Origin of the sequence: Allomuricauda sp. TY007, assembly GCF_010468565.1 — a bacterium.
Taxonomy (GTDB): domain Bacteria; phylum Bacteroidota; class Bacteroidia; order Flavobacteriales; family Flavobacteriaceae; genus Flagellimonas.
Genome location: NZ_WUEG01000006.1, coordinates 26,381 through 42,078, shown reverse-complemented (window position 1 = coordinate 42,078; position 15,698 = coordinate 26,381). Strand labels below are relative to the sequence as shown.

The window sequence follows — 15,698 nt, the reverse complement described above, 5'->3', positions numbered from 1 at the left end:
CTATTGCTGCATTTTAAGGTAATAATCCACAGAATGTTTCCCGGAACCATAAACAATAAAGAAGAGGGTAGCTAATAAAACAATGATGGCCAACATAAGGTTGTTGGTGTCCATCTCGCCCAAGAAATTAGTAAGAACGGCACCCAAAAGTATGGGTAGCTGTGCAATACAGGCCCATCTAGTCAGCAATCCTACAACGATAAGAATACCACCAACAAAATGAGCAGGAGCTATATAATGCAGAATGAACATGCCCCCTGGCACCCCTTCAAAAGGACGTGCCATTCGCTCCATTTCTGTGAAATTGGTCATAAACTCGATTCCCTTGACAAAAAAGATGATACCAAGCATAACTCTGATCAAGTCCAAGAGGAGATAAGTACGGGCATTTGCCCATTTATTGAGCGATTTTATTAGAGCCATGACAATGAGGTTTAAGGTTTGACACTATAAGATACTCATTTTTAACGATATAGTAAATAGGTGGTCGTTTAAAACCTTACAAAAATGTAAGACAGGTACAAACCTGGCATGTGCAGTACTAGGCAGAGGTTATTGTTAATTCCATTTGAATATCGCTACGGGCATAAGGTGACGAAATTTTGGTCATTTCCTTAAAACCTAATTTTTTGTAAAGCGATAGGGCCGGGGCCAATTTTCGATTGCTCTCCAAAAATATTTTTTGGGCTCCCAACCCTTTGGCTTTATCAATAATGTGCTGTCCCAACAATTTGCCTATACCTTTGCCTTGCGCTTTGGGGGAGACGCCCATTTTAGAAAGTTCAAAATCATAACCGGCATATTGGCAAGGAATTAAAGCGCAAACTCCCACCGGTTCCCCATTTATTAAAGCTACCGCAATATACCCGCCTTTGTCCAAAATATATTCTTTGGGATGGTGGAGCGCAACACGGTCCATTTCCTCCATCTGAAAATATTTGGTAATCCATTCCTCGTTCAGGCTCCTAAAAGCATCTTTATAAGTTTCAGAATAGGGAACAATGGTAAAAGACGCATCCATGTTGGGGAATATTTTGAATTTTTTTGTCAAAAATAAATTTAATTCCAGAACATTTTATAAACTGAAATTCAATTTTTATGAATTCAAACTGCTTATCTATCAATTCAATAGACCGTTCAACGAAAAAATTACCTGTTGGACGATAAAATATGTAGATTTACATTATAATTAGTCATAAAATTCTTACAAGTCCCAAATCTTGCGAATGAGACTATCAAAAACATATGGTCCTGTCCCAATCAGGAATATTAACCTACAAATCCCAATCGGCTATGGAGATAAAACTACCCCCGTTCCCCCAAATCACATTTCCGCCTCTACTTAAGCATTATGTATATGGGTTTCTGATTTTTACTCTTCTTGGTTTCCCGTTACAGGCCCAAGAAGAAAGCAACCCCTATGTTAGTTACGATGTACCATTTCAGAATTTGTTGAAGTTCAACCGATTTCTGATCAATCCTACCTTTTCATCAATACGTGAGGATAAATCGTACATCAACTTTTTCCATCGCAGTCAAAGTGCTGATTTCGAAAACAATCGCCAGAACTACTTTTTGAGTTACAGCGGTAGATTGAACGATAGGGTTGGACTTGGGTTCAGCTTATATAACCAGCATGAAGGGGTCATTTCCAATTTAGGTGTCATGGCCAATTATTCCCACGGTATCCAGTTGGGAGAAGAGAGTAGCTTAACCTTTGGGGTGAATATCCCTTACTATGTAACAGGCTATGATCCTAGTAGAGCGGTAACTCAGGGAGGAGATCCCATTTTGATGGAAGCTGAGGAAAGTTCTGTAATATCGTTCCAGCCAGGACTTAACCTTAGTTTGGGCAAATTCGACTTTGGAGTGTTCGCTCAAAATTTGGTGGATTATAATTTAAGGTCAGGAAAATCCCTGAGCAACCTAAACCAAAAAACTTTTTCAGGTCACGTACAGTTTGTTAAAGAGTTGGAAAATGGAAGAGGTGTTTTTGAGGATGGGAGATTAATGCCCCTGGCACGAGCACGATTTGAAGGGAGCGAAGACCCTATCTTTGGAGGAGGGATTATTTTGGATCTTCCCAAATTGGGTTGGATTCAAGGTGGATACGACCAATTTTATGGTGCATCGGCCGGTACTGGATTCAATTTGAACCAACGATTGTCCTTTGGATATAATTTTGAAAAAAGCTTGAACAGCAACATTGCCAACCTTGGTGTAACCCACGAAATTTCAATTGCTTATTCTTTTGTTCCCAATCTTTCCAAAAACACATTCGTTTCCAACGACGATGAAGAGAAAAAGAAGGTTGAAAATACGGCTGTTGCTGAAGCAAGCGATGAAACCGCAAAAGCAAAGCAACATGGCAAGTTGGATGTAGAAACCACTCTGCGTCCCTCCAATAAAGAGGACAGAGCCTATTGGGAAGAGCGCGTAGCACAATTGCAGGAGCAGCAAGAAGATAGCTACGCTGTAATTGATGACCTCCTTTACAAAATAGATTCCATGAAACAGGACAGGGAACAAGAAATGGAAAAACGCTTTGAGATGGTTATGCGAATCGTGAAAAGGCACAATGGGGATGAGATTCCCGATATTGAGACCAAGGCCCAAAAACTATATTTGGCGGACAACAAGGATTTGGACTCTGTTTACAATGAAATTGAAGCTTCGACTGCACAAGCTCTTGCAGATAACTCCAAATCGGTCGTTAAAGAATCCAACAAGAAAAGTGAAGGAACTTTTCATGGAGGTGCGTTTAAGCCCATTGAAAAATACATTGACCTTGAAGGAGTAGGGCAAGGGCACTATATTGTGGCCAACGTTTTCAAAAATGAGACCTACCTAAAAAACTTTATGAAAGAATTGAAAAGCAAGGGATTGCAGGCACAATACTTCAGGAACCCGGATAACGGTCTCAATTATGTGTATTTGGCAAAATATGAAGAAAATGAAATGGCATACGCTGCATATCAATCAAAAATGAAGGGCAAGTACCAAGACGAAATTTGGATCATGCATGTTGAGAACCCGAGGTATTCCAATTGGGCGGATACCAATTTTCAAGATATAGAATAGCCACTAAGTGGCTTTGCCTTTCATGTGCTGGGCAATATCTTGACTTCCCGGGTCTGGAATTTCCTCAAGTTCTGATATTATTTTATGGTGATCATTGGCTTGGGTCTGGGATAGCTTGTAGGTAGCCTGTATATCCGATACTTGCACTTTAAAACCCACCACTCCTTTTACTTGGCGCAAGGTTTTTGGGGATAAGTTTTTAAGGGAAATCGGGTTTTTGGAGACTTTCTCGTACTTATCTACCAGTCGGTGCATGGATTGCATGGTCTCTTCTTCGGTTAAAACCTTTAGATTTCCGTACACATGTACTGCTATATAGTTCCAAGTAGGCACTTCTTCCTCTTTATACCAAGAAGATGAAATATAGGCATGCGGACCATTAAAAATGCACAGAACTTCTGTTTTGGCCGTAAAATTTTTCCATTGAGGATTGGCTTTGGCAATGTGGCCCACCAAAATATCATTTCCGTTTTCGTCGGTTTCCAGTTCCAAAGGAATATGGGTGCCCCATGGTTTGTCGTCTACAATGTTGATCAATATGCCAAAACTATTGTTCCTCAAGAAATCCTTGATTTCTTCAATGTTTTGATTGTTGTAGTGAGGTGGAATGTACATGGATTGCTTTAATTTTTTGGAACCGAACAGCTAAAGTAAAAATTAAAGCTTGCATACCTTACAGTTCATCCTCGAATGTTTACAGTTCGGTAAAGCTTCTTTTAAAAAGCGATGTGCTCCAACCATCTTTGTGGTATCAATAATCATAAAAGCGACAGTCATGAAAAAACTTATCCTATTGATGGTACTCATTGGGGCCACCTTTGTCAATGCACAAGACCGGTATTCCAAAGGGATGGAAAAGGCCTTCGAACTATGGGGAAATCAAAAAATGATGGAGGCATCCAACATGTTCGAACGAATAGCAACTGCGGAACCGGACAAGTGGTTACCGTATTATTATGTTTCTCAAATAAACACGATAATCTCATTTGGAGAAAAGGATGAAGAAAAACTGAGCAAACAGCTCGAAAAAGCCAAAGAATTTATAGATGTGGCCAAAGCTATTTCACCGAACAACCCTGAGATATTGATCCAAGAAGCACTCATTAATACAGCTTGGATTGCTTTTGATGGTGCCACTTATGGGATGACCCTGTCACAAAAAAATGCACAACTCTATCAAAAAGCAATGGAACTGGCCCCTAATAACCCCCGGGTTATACTCTCCAAGGCAGAGTGGGATATGGGGTCGGCAAAATACTTTGGCAAGGACACCACACCATATTGTAAGGATGTGGAAAGAGCCTTGGAACTTTTTGCTACCTTTAAATCCGAAACACCGTTTTACCCTACTTGGGGAGAAGAAAGAGCTAAAGAGGTTTTGGCAAATTGTGGTAAATAGAAAAGGATGAAACTCTTAATAAGGGAACTTGTAAGGGCGTTTTTAGTGGGGGTGGCCATTTACATGGTCTTGCTCATTATTTTCTTTGTTAAGGGGTGGGACCTTACTTTTCAAGAGCTTTGGACAGAGTTTTGGGAGAGTATGGTTTTTTCCGTGATTATTTATATGCTCAACTCTGCTTCCTTTATCATTTTGATGCGGAAGTATGATAAACAGCTTTTTACGAAAAAATATATAGGCTATGGTTTTCTGGGAAATGTTATAGCCTCGATTATCGGAATTGGTATTTCCAGATTTGTTCTGGTGGTGCTGGTATATCAAAAATCAATAGATCAATTTTTGGCAGAAGAGCGCATGGAGTATTATGTGAGCTCTTTTTTGATTTCCATGGCAGTGGCCATTTTGTTCTATGCTGCTTATTACTATAAATATTACAAAGAGAAGCAGGTAAAAGAACAGAAGATCATAGCAGGGTCGGCATCTGCTCGTTTCGATGCTTTAAAAAACCAGTTGGACCCCCATTTTTTGTTCAACAGCCTCAATGTTTTAACCAGTTTGATAGATGAAGACCCACATCAGGCCCAAAACTTTACAACATCACTGTCCAAAGTTTATAGGTATGTGCTGGAGCAGAAAAATAAGGACTTGGTTACCGTGGATGAAGAACTGAAGTTCGCCAGAACCTATGTAAGACTTTTAAAGATGCGTTTTGAGGACAGCATCATCTTCGATATTCCGGATAGCTGTTCCCAGCCTGAAGCTAAAATTGTGCCCCTGTCCCTACAACTATTGCTGGAAAATGCCGTAAAACATAATGTGGTCACTTCATCAAGGCCATTGCACATCAAAGTTTTTGAACAACAAGGCATGTTGGTCGTGAGCAATAACCTTCAAGAAAAACAAGTGGTGAAAAAAAGCAGCGGGGTTGGATTACAGAATATAAAGCAACGCTACCGTATTTTAACCGACCGCGAAATGGTCGTTAAAAAAACAGAAACGGATTTTAGTGTGTCTCTGCCCATGCTCACCCAAAAATATACCGTATTGGAGACCCAAGAGAGCTATATTGAAGAAAAAAGGTACGTAAAGGCCAAAGAGCGGGTAAAGGCAATTAAAGATTTTTACGGCAACCTTATGGCCTATTGTATTGTGATTCCCTTTTTGTGGTGGCTCAATTTTAAAACAACGGATTTTCTTTGGGCATTTTTTCCAACATTCGGTTGGGGGTTCGGTGTACTTGTCCATGGAATGGAAGCCTTTGGCTATAACCCGCTTTGGGGAAAACGTTGGGAAGAGCGCAAGATCAGAGAGCTTATGGATAAGGATGATTTTTAGAATTTAAATGTCGGATGTCAGTTCGAGCTGTCATCCTGAGCGCCCGCCTGTCGTACGGGCAGACAGTCGAAGGAGCAGTCGAGAATGCTTTGTTTGGCTAAGTTCAAGTATCAAGCTCAAGTTCAAATTCAAATTCAAGTATCAAGTTCACTTAAAATGGTTTCGTGTAGTTTTCATCAAACCTTTTTGCTTGCTCTCCCAAACCCTAAACCCCAACACTACAATTCATCCCAATAAATGTACAGTTCAGGAATTCATTTTTCATTAAGGGAGTTGCTATGCCGAATTTAGCAGTGTAATCAAAAATCAAAACCGAACAGTCATGGAAAACGCAACAGAACTTCGATATGCCAAAGCCAAGGAGAAGGTGGAATGCATCAAATCTTTTTATTACAATCTTACAGCTTACCTAATTGTGATTCCTTTACTGGGATATATCAATTATAGCACTACAAGTTTCCCATGGATTATTTTTCCGGCCGTGGGATGGGGTCTCGGACTAATAGGTCACTGGATGTCGGCTTACGGACACAATCCCCTTTTTGGAAAAGAATGGGAAGAGCGTAAGATTCAGGAACTTATGAACGATAAAGAATTTTAATAATGAGTATTTTTAACTGCAACATCACATCAAATACGAATACCATGGAAAATACCGATAAAGAAAACAAGTACATGCGGGCAAGGGAGCGCGTGGACGAGCTTAAAAAGTTTTACGGAAACCTGACTTCCTATGTTTTGGTGATCTCAGGATTGGCGCTGATCAATTATTTTACCACCGGTTTCGGGTATATGTGGTTTTTGTGGGCCGCTTTTGGGTGGGGTATCGGTATTGTTTTTCATGCCATTAAAACTTTTGACCTTAACCCGTTTTTTGGAAAACAATGGGAAAAGCGCAAAATAGAGAAGATTATGCGCGATGAAGAACAGAACAATAAATGGAAATAATCATGGAAAACTATAATAAGGAAAAATACAATAGAGCCAAAAAAAGGGTAGATGAGCTTAAAGGTTTTTATATACACTTGGCCATTTATGTGGTAATCAACACCTTTATTTTGATCAATATCTCCCTAAGGTCGGATAGTTTTTGGCAATGGGAACATTTTATCACATTGGTAGCTTGGGGATTGGGAGTGTTGTTCCATGCAACCAAAACCTTTGGGTTCAACCCCTTATTGGGAAAGGACTGGGAAGAGCGTCAAATCCAAAAATATATGGATGAGGACAAAGAGGAAATGAACAAGTACAAGTAAAGCGATGACAGACAGAGACATGGCCAGAGAGGCTGCTAAAAAACGAGTTCAGGAACTTAAAGGTTATTATAGGCACATCGCATATTGGTTATTGTAAACGGTACTCTGGTGTTGCTTAAGACAGGAGTTTTGAACTCGTTGTTGCCAGAGACATTTCCAAAGGAATCCTATTACTACGATTGGATCAATGCCAACATACTGATTTGGGGAGTGATTCTGGTAGTCCATACACTAATTGTACTACGCCATAAGTTTAGTTTTTTCAAAAAGTGGGAAGAAAGACAGATTCAAAAATATATGGATGAAGACAAAGACCATGTTGATAAATACAGATAAGAAAATAGTAGGTAGAAAGTCAGCTATTATAATTTAGAGGGCAGTAGGCAATAAAGTATCTAACCAAAAACAACCAAAAAAAAATGAACGTCCTGATCATTGAAGACGAAAAACCAGCGGCAAGACGATTGTCCAGATTGCTTTCGGAATTGCAAATTGAGGTCTCCACCATGTTGCATTCCGTTGAAGATTCCATTGTTTGGTTTCAAGACAATCCCCACCCCGATTTAATCTTTTTGGACATTCAATTATCCGATGGGCTTTCGTTCGAAATTTTTGATGCGATCGAGGTAAAAAGTGCCATCATTTTTACCACCGCTTATGATGAATATGCGCTCCAAGCTTTTAAGTTAAATAGCATTGATTATTTACTGAAACCAATAGACGAAGAAGAGCTGGAAAGCGCGGTGAAAAAGTATCAAAATTTTAAGCCCGAAAATCGTAGAATGCCGATTGATTTTAACGACATAAAAAATCTTTTGATTAACCCTTTGGAGAGGGAATACAAAAAACGATTTACGGCCAAGGTGGGGCAGCATTTAAAAATTATAAACGCCGAGGATGTGGAATGTTTTTATAGTGAAAACAAAGGAACCTATGCGGCAACTTCGGACGGAAGAAATTATTTGTTGGACACTACTTTGGAACAGTTGGAGGAGGAGTTGGAACCTCAGACATTTTTTAGGGTGAGCCGAAAGTTCTATGTGAACATCAACCACATAGCAGACATCATTTCATACTCAAATTCAAGGCTTCAAATCAAACTGAACCGCTTTAATGAGCATGATGTTATTGTAAGTAGAGAACGCGTTAGAGACTTTAAGTTATGGTTGGAATAAAAAAATTTAAATCACTGGTTATCAATAATTAAAATATTTAAAAAACTAACCATAAATTTTTCTTATAGTGGTTTTTTTGGAAGAAAAACACTATTTTTCTTCCACCCGGTTATCATCAAAAGCAGAGGGGAGTAATTTCGGAATCAATTTAATAAAAATAGGCAAAAGGATCGCTCCACCGGGCAACATAAAAATAGCCAAAGAGGGAATACTCTTAAAAATATCGAGCAATTGATTTTGTACTTTTTTCTTCTCTTCAGTATTTAAATCCTTGACCGTGGACTTGGATAAAAGAGCGACCAACTCTCTACTTTGGTCGAGTTCCTTTTTTAATCTTTTGCTATTTCTAAGAATAAGTTTGCTCACATTTTTGGACATGCCATCGTAGAACTGAACGGCCAAATTTTTGTTGCTTAGATAGGCAATTTTATCTTTGTTTTTTTCAAAGAAATCCGCAACAAATCCCAACTCAAGTTCCACCTCTTTTTTAGACTTTCCGAGGTCCTTTCCCAAACCAAAAATATAGTCCGTTTCGGTATAGTCCAAAGCCTTGTCTTCCCAGATGGTCAAGCAGGCCATATCCAAAAAATAATCCTTTTCATTTTCGGTAAAATTTTGGGTCAATAAGTCTGAAAAATTTCCAATAAATTTTGTTTTGTCGAGGTCGACATAGGTTAGGGATGAACCCAATAATTGAATTAATTTCTCATCAGATTCGTGGGTTTCTTTGGAGTTGAGCGCATGGTAAACAATGTTGATGGTTACGTACTCCAAAAGCTGGGCATGTTCCATCATATCCCTATTGCCTCGGAGGTAAACCATAAATATGAGGATGTCAACATACAGCAAGGAATTGGTCAGGCTATTTCCCAATGCCCTGCTAAAGGTATTGTCACTTAAATAGATTCTGGAATCAATCAGTTTTTCAAGTTGTGACACCGTTTTGGAACCACTCAATATTCTATCAAGGAAAGAAATCTTGCTAACATTCAAAGACTGGTAGTACTCGAACACTTTGTTTACAAATGCTTCGAAATCCGTTTTCCCCACTTCAAAAGTATAGGTAAAATATAAAGCGGTGAGCAAGTTGATCTTGGCAATTTCATCTTCGCTCAAGGTGTGTTCCACCTCAATAAAGGAAGATATATCTAAATGCACGCCGTAAATAAAGCCATTTGCTTTGAGCTCTTTGTACAGGCTATTAAAGTCTTTAAATTTAGAAGACTCTTGGTCTACAAGGTGACCAAACTTGTTGATCCATCCAGAGGAAGAAGGGTTCATTTTAATGAATTAACTAGCCAAAGTAAAACAAATTATCCGACTTTTTTTGATCTAGGTACGAGTACTTCATTAAAATTACATTAAGATAATTTTAACATTTAAAAACCAAACCACCCCCTAAAAGGTTCCGTAGGTAGGGGTGAACGAAACTTTAAAAACAAGTAACATGAAAAAAACAACGAAATACCTATTAGGCTTAGGCGCCTTGGTAATTGCAGCTACAGTATTGATCGCTGCAGACCATATAGATGCGCCCTCTTCGGCTGGAACCACTGCGGACATTGCCGATTTTTATGCTTTTGAACCCAGCGAGGGGTCGGACAATACCGTATTTGTGGTAGACCTGCAATCCAATGTATTGCCCGAGTTGGCTTACGGAACTTTTGACGAGGATGTACTTACCGAAATCAATATTGATTTGGATGGGGATTTGGTAGAAGACCAAGTAATCCAAGCCATTGCAAGAGATGGTAGAATGTACTTTTTTGGGCCAACGGCCCCTTCCCAAACAGGTTTGGGCAGCGAAGTGTATACCGATGCTGCTTTGGGCGATGTGGAGATTTCTGGTGCTACAGCCATTGTAGAAACAACCTCTGATGGAGTATCACTTTTTGCAGGGCCCAGACAAGATCCGTTCTTTTTTGACTTTTTCCAGTTCAATGCAGTGATATCTCCTGAGACGGATTCCGCTCCGGGAGGGTTTTTGCCCCCAGAAGAAGCTGCAGACACTTTTGATGGTGCCAATACACTTTCCATTGTAGTGGAAATTCCAAACAGCATGTTGGGAGCACCAACAGCTACGAACGCCCTTGGACTTTCAGTATATAAAACCTGGGTGACTACAAACAGAAAACAATAAGAAACTTTAAACAGATATTATGAAACTAAGACAATCAATTTACATAACAGCCCTTGTGCTTAGCTTAGGCCTAGTGGTTGGCTGTAGCAACGATGACAACGGAACCGACATGATGATGGACGACGACATGATGATGGATGATGATATGATGGGCGACGACGATGACATGATGGGAGCCGATTTTACAGGAACATTTGCACAGGTGGATCACCTTGGTCGCCCAGGAATAAACACCACATTGAGTTTTGATATGGAAGGTGAGGCAAGCGTTAAAGATGCCCACAACACCACAATTCCTTCGGAAATGGCAGCCACCTTCCAAGCAGGTTTTCAAGCCAGATTGGAGCAATACCACGATGTTTATGCCCTTAAACTGGGATTGGACCCTGCCGATGTGAATTATGAGAACAATATTCTAGGATTGGATGCCGCAACCTTGACCACGGTCTTGGCGGCTGATGTGCTAGAAGTGGCCCCTAATCTTCCTACAACATATTTTAATCCAGGCTCCGACCTTGATAACGATGGCAACGTGTTGGTGCCCGACGGGGATGAGGTGGCTTTAACAGGAAGACACCCAAACGATGACATTATTGATGTATCGCTGATTTTGTTCTTCGGAGGTATGGAAGGTGACCGATTTAGCGGTCAAGACCTTGATGACGATGGTATGGCCGATTTGCCAAGGCTAACATCTGATGGTGTTGGGCTTACGGCCAATATTTCAACTACATTTCCCTATTTGGGAGCGCCCGAGTAATTGCTATAAAAGGGATTGGGGCTGTTTGAAAAGTATTGAAATGCGTCATTCTGAATTCCTGCCTGCCGGCAGGCAAGGTATTTCAGAATCTCATCATCATAATAAACAAATTGTTATGAGAACCTGAACCAAGTTCAGGTTGACGAAAATCGACATTTTAGACAGCCCCTTATTTAATTTTAAAAACAACAACAAAATGAAAACTACAATACAATATATCTTTTTGCCGCTGGCCCTATTGTTTTTGGCGTCATGTCAGCAGGAAGAAACTGAATTCAAAACAAATAGACAGGATTACGATTACTTTTTGGCATCAGAACCTGTAAGGACCACATCCAAATACTTTAAACTTTGGGATAACAAAATCAAATCCGATAGTATGCAATTGCTCAGTTTGGGCAATGTAGCCAGTGAATACAGTCGATTTTTTAAAGGAACGGGTGACATCAAATATTTAAAAGATGCCGAGCGATCCCTTAAAAAAGCCGTGGAAATCGCTGCCGTGGGCAAATCGGGATATTTGCGGGCTCTTGCCAGGAATTATATCTCCCAACACCGTTTTAAAGAAGCACTGCAATTAGCCAAGGAAGCCAGGGTTTTGGGAAGTGGCGTAAAAGAAACGCAGAGTTTGTTGTTTGACCTGCACATGGAATTGGGTAATTACGATCTGGCCAACCAATATTTGGATAGCATCCAAAATATGTCCGACTTTGGCTATTTGATCCGTGTTGCAAAATGGAACGATCACAAAGGGGATTTGGATACGGCCATTCAATTTATGGAAAGGGCTACGGCTAAGGCCGAATCATCAAAAAACAAAGATTTGCTATTGTGGTCCTACACCAATCTTGCTGATTTTTATGGTCATGCAGGGCGAATTGAGGATTCTTATAAGCTGTACCTAAGAGCACTCCGATTAGATCCTCAAAATGCATACGCCAAAAAAGGTATAGCTTGGATAGTTTACTCACACGAAAGAAATGGTACCGAAGCGATCAGGATATTGGACTCCATCATAAAAAAGAACAAATCTCCCGAATATTATCTGTTGAAAGCTGAAGTGGCCTCCTTTTTAAATGAAGATATGCTCAAAGTCCAAGCATTGGAAAACTATTATAGGGTAGTGGACAGCAACAAAGATTATGGCGACATGTACAATGCCTATAACGTAGATTTTTTATTGAGCATGAATGTGGAACAGAGTGCATTTAAGCTGGCACAGGAAGAAGTGAACAACAGACCTACGCCTGAGTCTTACGGGTGGTTGGCATACAGTTTGCTTTATTTGGGAGAAGAACAACAGGCCATGGAGGTCATAGAAAAGCACGTAATCGGTGCTACTTATGAGCCGGCCATTCTTCATCAAGCGGCTGAAATCTACAAAGCCAATGGCAAAAAAGAAAGGGTAAGCGAATTAAAGCAAGAGCTAATGGGGGCAGCATACGAACTTGGGCCTATAAAAGAGGCTCAAATAGCCAGTCTCTAACTATCTCTTATAAGAACCTAGGTTTGAGATCGCCATGGTCTCGGCTTGGTTGTTGTTTTTAGGTGCGCCATGGTTGTAAAGCCATGGCGTTTTATTTATCGGGACTTAAGTCGGGTTCCGTTTTTTCCTCTTTTAATATTTCTATTCCTTTTTGAATCACCAAGTTGGTAGGTATTGTTATTTGTTTGCCATCATCAGTGCGCATAAAAAGGTAAAAACCGCTAATATCCTCTACTTTGCCCGTCCAATCAAAATCTTTGTCCATTACGCGGATCCTGTCGCCCAAACGCAATGGATGATTAAAAAACAGTATAACACTGGCCGTTAAGTTGGACAAAATGGACCATTGGGCTACAAACCCAACTCCCAGAATGGCCAGGATGGACGATATAAACACAGAAAAATCTTCCCAGTTTACACCCCAGATCAACGAAATTCCAATGAACGCTACTAGATAATACAGCAAGTTGCTCAAGTAAAAAATAATTTTCCTGCTGTTCATATCAATGGAACTGATTTTGCCAAAACGCCTAATGGCCCTTTTGCTCAACGAATTGAGGGCTATGATGATGGCCAGAAGAACAATAGTGAATAAAATCTCGGATTTAAAGGACATGGGGTCAATCATAATGGTTCTTAGTAAATTTGGATTAACTTATAGTCCTAAACTACGAATAAACCCTTTCACTTTTTAAGCCATGATAACAGAATTTGAAGAAAATTCATGGGTAATAAATTACTCGCCGGATAATTACTACAACCGTAAATTCTCTTTACAGGAAGATATGCAACTTTCCAAAGGAGATAAATCCATTACCTGGGTAAACACTTATGGGTTGGAGTATATGGAGGAGTTTAGACAAATGGTTGGTGGCAATGGCCTGGATGATTTTTTATTACGATTGTTGTTGAACCCAAAAATGGGCAATAAGGTCATAGTATTGGAAGACCAATTGTTTATTGCTGCCCAAATCCTAAAAACCGAAGGGCATGGTATGGAATCCGAACAAATGTATTTTGTGGTGTCCAAGGATTTTAATTGGTGCATACAAGAAAAACGGGGCGACCATTTTGATTGGATTCGCCAACGCATATTCGAAAACAAGGGAATCATCAGAAAAAAACGGGCGGATTACCTCCTTTTCTTTATTCTGGAAACCTTGATAAACAACTATAAGGATAAATATGAGGAAAGTGTGATAATGGAAAACGCATTGGATGCCATTGTAAAACGTGAGCCTACACCGGAATTTATGTTCGAAGTGGAACAAAAAAAGGCTGTCATTCAAGATTTTAAAAAGGCGTCACATGGGCTTAGGGATATTATAGTTAAACTAGAAAGGGTGGAGGTAAAAGGATTTCAGACTAAGTATTTTAGTGAACTCAGGGAGCAGATCAATGGATTGATCACCGATATAGATTCCGATATTATGGAATTGGAAAGCCAAATCAACCTTTTTTTCAGTGTGCAAGGACACCGATTGAACGAGGTTATAAAGACCTTGACCATTTTTTCGGTAGTGTTTATCCCACTTACATTTTTGGCCGGTATTTATGGTATGAACTTCGAAAATATGCCCGAGTTAAAATGGCCCTACGGTTATTTTATATTGTTGGGTGTGATGCTTGTTGTTACTATAACCTCCATTATCATTTTTAAACGAAAAAAATGGTTTTAGGAACCAACTGCACCCAAGGTATACAATTGTTCCAGCGTTGGCGTTTCACTACCGCCTTCAGGTTCCAAAGTAATACCAAATGCTTCTGAATCGTTGGCGTTTTCCAAGGTAAAGAGTTTGGTGTCCTGTGATGCAAAATCATCCAGCAACCCAATACTTGTAGGGGTGAGCGGGTCTAATTTCAAGGACCAAACCTGATAGGTGAACCCATCTGGCGGCTCAGGCAGACCTTGCCCATCAATAATCACCTTGTTTTCTTCTTTGTTCCAGTAGGCTTTTGCGTAAGATGATGGGGATACCGTTTGTCCGCCAAGGGCGATCACCGTCACGTTTTTGTCCCTAAGCTGTTGCAATAGGTTTTCCTTAAGGGTTATTTCTTCTTGGGTGTTGGACAGAACGTCCTCCAAGCTTTGTTTTTCCTGATTGGTAAGCTCTATCTCGGATTTGAGTTTGGAATTTTCCGTATACATCCAGAACAAACCAATGGCCAATAGTACCGATGCTGCCCATCCTAAATAACTTCGCCACGGAGTTGCCTTGCTTGAAGTGGTTTGGGGAGTAAATGGAATAACATCGTTTATTTCAGCCTTTACCTTTGCAAACCCATCCTGTGGCATTTTTGGCGAAGCGGCTTCGGTAAGTTCAAGGATAGCTCTTTCAATTGCTTCAATTTCTTTTCTGATCTTAGGGTACTGAATGGCATAATGCTGCACCTCCAAATTTTCTTCGGGGGGCAGTGCTCCAGCAACGTAGAGTTCCAATATTCCAGACGCTATGTATTCTTCTACATCCATGCTTATGCCATATTTTTTCTAATGTTAGAAATACAGCTTCTTATCCTTGTTTTTATGGTACCAATTGGCGTGTTGAGCTCTTTGGCCGCTTCTTTCTGGGTATACCCCTTAAAATAAAGCATATCTATCAATAAAATGCACTTTTCTTTCAACCCTTTTAATAAAGATTGAAGACCGATGGTGTCCATTTTACTGTTTAAATCTTCGCCGTTTTCATAAATACCTACGAGAGAATCAACGGGAAGGTTCTTTTTTTTGTTCTTATGGGCTTTTGAGCGCACTTCATCGATAGCGGCATTCCGTGCAATGTTTAATAACCATGTAAAAAAACGTCCCTTGGAAGCATCGTACTGGTTCGATTTCTCCCAAATCTTCACAAATACATCTTGACAAATTTCTTGGGACCGCTCGGAATCTTTGACAATTACATTGATTGCCCCACATATATTTTCAGCATACATATTGTACAAGGTCTCAAAAGCGACCGTGTCTTTTTGTTGAAATTGCTGTATGAGGTTATCCAGATTCATCGAAGTTGGTTAAATATATAAAAAAAGAGCTGCTCTTAACAGCCCTCTTCATAAATCTTTGTT

General features: G+C 39.9%; 19 protein-coding genes. 12 read left to right on the top strand and 7 right to left on the bottom strand.

Features of this window, described 5'->3' with window-relative positions; translation table 11 throughout:
• Complete coding sequence (locus tag GO009_RS08020; RefSeq protein WP_163625696.1) at window positions 1-423, bottom strand: DoxX family protein; 423 nt, start codon at window positions 421-423, stop codon at window positions 1-3.
• Between the two features lie 118 nt (window positions 424-541).
• The gene (locus GO009_RS08015; protein WP_163625695.1) at window positions 542-1,021 is read right to left on the bottom strand and encodes a GNAT family N-acetyltransferase; all 480 of its coding nucleotides are present in this window, start codon (window positions 1,019-1,021) and stop codon (window positions 542-544) included.
• A 272-nt stretch (window positions 1,022-1,293) separates the two neighbouring features.
• Here GO009_RS08015 and GO009_RS08010 point away from each other — a divergent pair, with 272 nt between their 5' ends.
• A complete protein-coding gene (locus tag GO009_RS08010) occupies window positions 1,294-3,081 on the top strand; it encodes a PorP/SprF family type IX secretion system membrane protein (protein ID WP_163625694.1) in 1,788 nt (595 codons plus the stop codon).
• A 3-nt stretch (window positions 3,082-3,084) separates the two neighbouring features.
• Here GO009_RS08010 and GO009_RS08005 read toward each other — a convergent pair whose 3' ends face one another.
• Window positions 3,085-3,696: an FMN-binding negative transcriptional regulator gene (locus GO009_RS08005; RefSeq protein WP_163625693.1), complete on the bottom strand. Its 612-nt coding sequence runs from the start codon at window positions 3,694-3,696 to the stop codon at window positions 3,085-3,087.
• A gap of 160 nt (window positions 3,697-3,856) precedes the next feature.
• Between GO009_RS08005 and GO009_RS08000 the strand changes: the two genes are divergently transcribed.
• The 7 genes from GO009_RS08000 to GO009_RS07970 all read left to right on the top strand — a co-directional run bounded on the left by GO009_RS08000 (window position 3,857) and on the right by GO009_RS07970 (window position 8,246).
• On the top strand, window positions 3,857-4,480 hold the full coding sequence (locus tag GO009_RS08000) for a hypothetical protein (RefSeq protein WP_163625692.1): 624 nt from the start codon (window positions 3,857-3,859) through the stop codon (window positions 4,478-4,480).
• Window positions 4,481-4,486: 6 nt separating this feature from the next.
• A complete protein-coding gene (locus GO009_RS07995) occupies window positions 4,487-5,815 on the top strand; it encodes a 2TM domain-containing protein (protein WP_163625691.1) in 1,329 nt (442 codons plus the stop codon).
• Window positions 5,816-6,137: 322 nt separating this feature from the next.
• Window positions 6,138-6,416: a 2TM domain-containing protein gene (locus tag GO009_RS07990; protein ID WP_163625690.1), complete on the top strand. Its 279-nt coding sequence runs from the start codon at window positions 6,138-6,140 to the stop codon at window positions 6,414-6,416.
• Window positions 6,417-6,460: 44 nt separating this feature from the next.
• Window positions 6,461-6,763 (top strand): 2TM domain-containing protein, encoded by a 303-nt coding sequence (locus GO009_RS07985; RefSeq protein ID WP_239057419.1) that lies wholly within the window; start codon window positions 6,461-6,463, stop codon window positions 6,761-6,763.
• Window positions 6,764-6,765: 2 nt separating this feature from the next.
• Complete coding sequence (locus tag GO009_RS07980) at window positions 6,766-7,071, top strand: 2TM domain-containing protein (protein ID WP_163625688.1); 306 nt, start codon at window positions 6,766-6,768, stop codon at window positions 7,069-7,071.
• A gap of 84 nt (window positions 7,072-7,155) precedes the next feature.
• Complete coding sequence (locus GO009_RS07975; RefSeq protein WP_262886998.1) at window positions 7,156-7,407, top strand: 2TM domain-containing protein; 252 nt, start codon at window positions 7,156-7,158, stop codon at window positions 7,405-7,407.
• A gap of 83 nt (window positions 7,408-7,490) precedes the next feature.
• Entirely contained in the window at window positions 7,491-8,246 is a 756-nt protein-coding gene (locus tag GO009_RS07970) for a LytTR family DNA-binding domain-containing protein (protein ID WP_163625686.1), read from the top strand.
• Window positions 8,247-8,336: 90 nt separating this feature from the next.
• On the opposite strand, the gene GO009_RS07965 is transcribed toward GO009_RS07970, so the two are convergent.
• Window positions 8,337-9,527, bottom strand: coding sequence for an LETM1-related biofilm-associated protein (locus GO009_RS07965; protein WP_163625685.1), 1,191 nt, complete (start codon window positions 9,525-9,527; stop codon window positions 8,337-8,339).
• A gap of 166 nt (window positions 9,528-9,693) precedes the next feature.
• Between GO009_RS07965 and GO009_RS07960 the strand changes: the two genes are divergently transcribed.
• From GO009_RS07960 to GO009_RS07950, 3 genes are all read left to right on the top strand, one after another.
• Window positions 9,694-10,386 (top strand): DUF4331 family protein, encoded by a 693-nt coding sequence (locus GO009_RS07960; protein ID WP_163625684.1) that lies wholly within the window; start codon window positions 9,694-9,696, stop codon window positions 10,384-10,386.
• 19 nt (window positions 10,387-10,405) lie between these two features.
• On the top strand, window positions 10,406-11,146 hold the full coding sequence (locus tag GO009_RS07955) for a DUF4331 family protein (RefSeq protein ID WP_163625683.1): 741 nt from the start codon (window positions 10,406-10,408) through the stop codon (window positions 11,144-11,146).
• A gap of 196 nt (window positions 11,147-11,342) precedes the next feature.
• Complete coding sequence (locus GO009_RS07950; protein WP_163625682.1) at window positions 11,343-12,632, top strand: hypothetical protein; 1,290 nt, start codon at window positions 11,343-11,345, stop codon at window positions 12,630-12,632.
• A 91-nt stretch (window positions 12,633-12,723) separates the two neighbouring features.
• On the opposite strand, the gene GO009_RS07945 is transcribed toward GO009_RS07950, so the two are convergent.
• Window positions 12,724-13,260, bottom strand: coding sequence for a mechanosensitive ion channel family protein (locus GO009_RS07945; RefSeq protein WP_163625681.1), 537 nt, complete (start codon window positions 13,258-13,260; stop codon window positions 12,724-12,726).
• Between the two features lie 70 nt (window positions 13,261-13,330).
• Here GO009_RS07945 and GO009_RS07940 point away from each other — a divergent pair, with 70 nt between their 5' ends.
• Window positions 13,331-14,311 carry a CorA family divalent cation transporter gene (locus GO009_RS07940; protein WP_163625680.1) on the top strand — a complete coding sequence of 327 codons (981 nt, stop codon included), beginning with the start codon at window positions 13,331-13,333 and terminating at the stop codon, window positions 14,309-14,311.
• Here GO009_RS07940 and GO009_RS07935 read toward each other — a convergent pair.
• Both GO009_RS07935 and GO009_RS07930 read right to left on the bottom strand, forming a co-directional pair.
• On the bottom strand, window positions 14,308-15,105 hold the full coding sequence (locus GO009_RS07935; RefSeq protein ID WP_163625679.1) for an anti-sigma factor: 798 nt from the start codon (window positions 15,103-15,105) through the stop codon (window positions 14,308-14,310). The two genes, GO009_RS07940 and GO009_RS07935, sit on opposite strands and share 4 nt — an antisense overlap.
• Window positions 15,106-15,107: 2 nt before the next feature.
• Window positions 15,108-15,635, bottom strand: coding sequence for an RNA polymerase sigma factor (locus GO009_RS07930; RefSeq protein WP_163625678.1), 528 nt, complete (start codon window positions 15,633-15,635; stop codon window positions 15,108-15,110).
• Window positions 15,636-15,698: the final 63 nt, after the last annotated feature.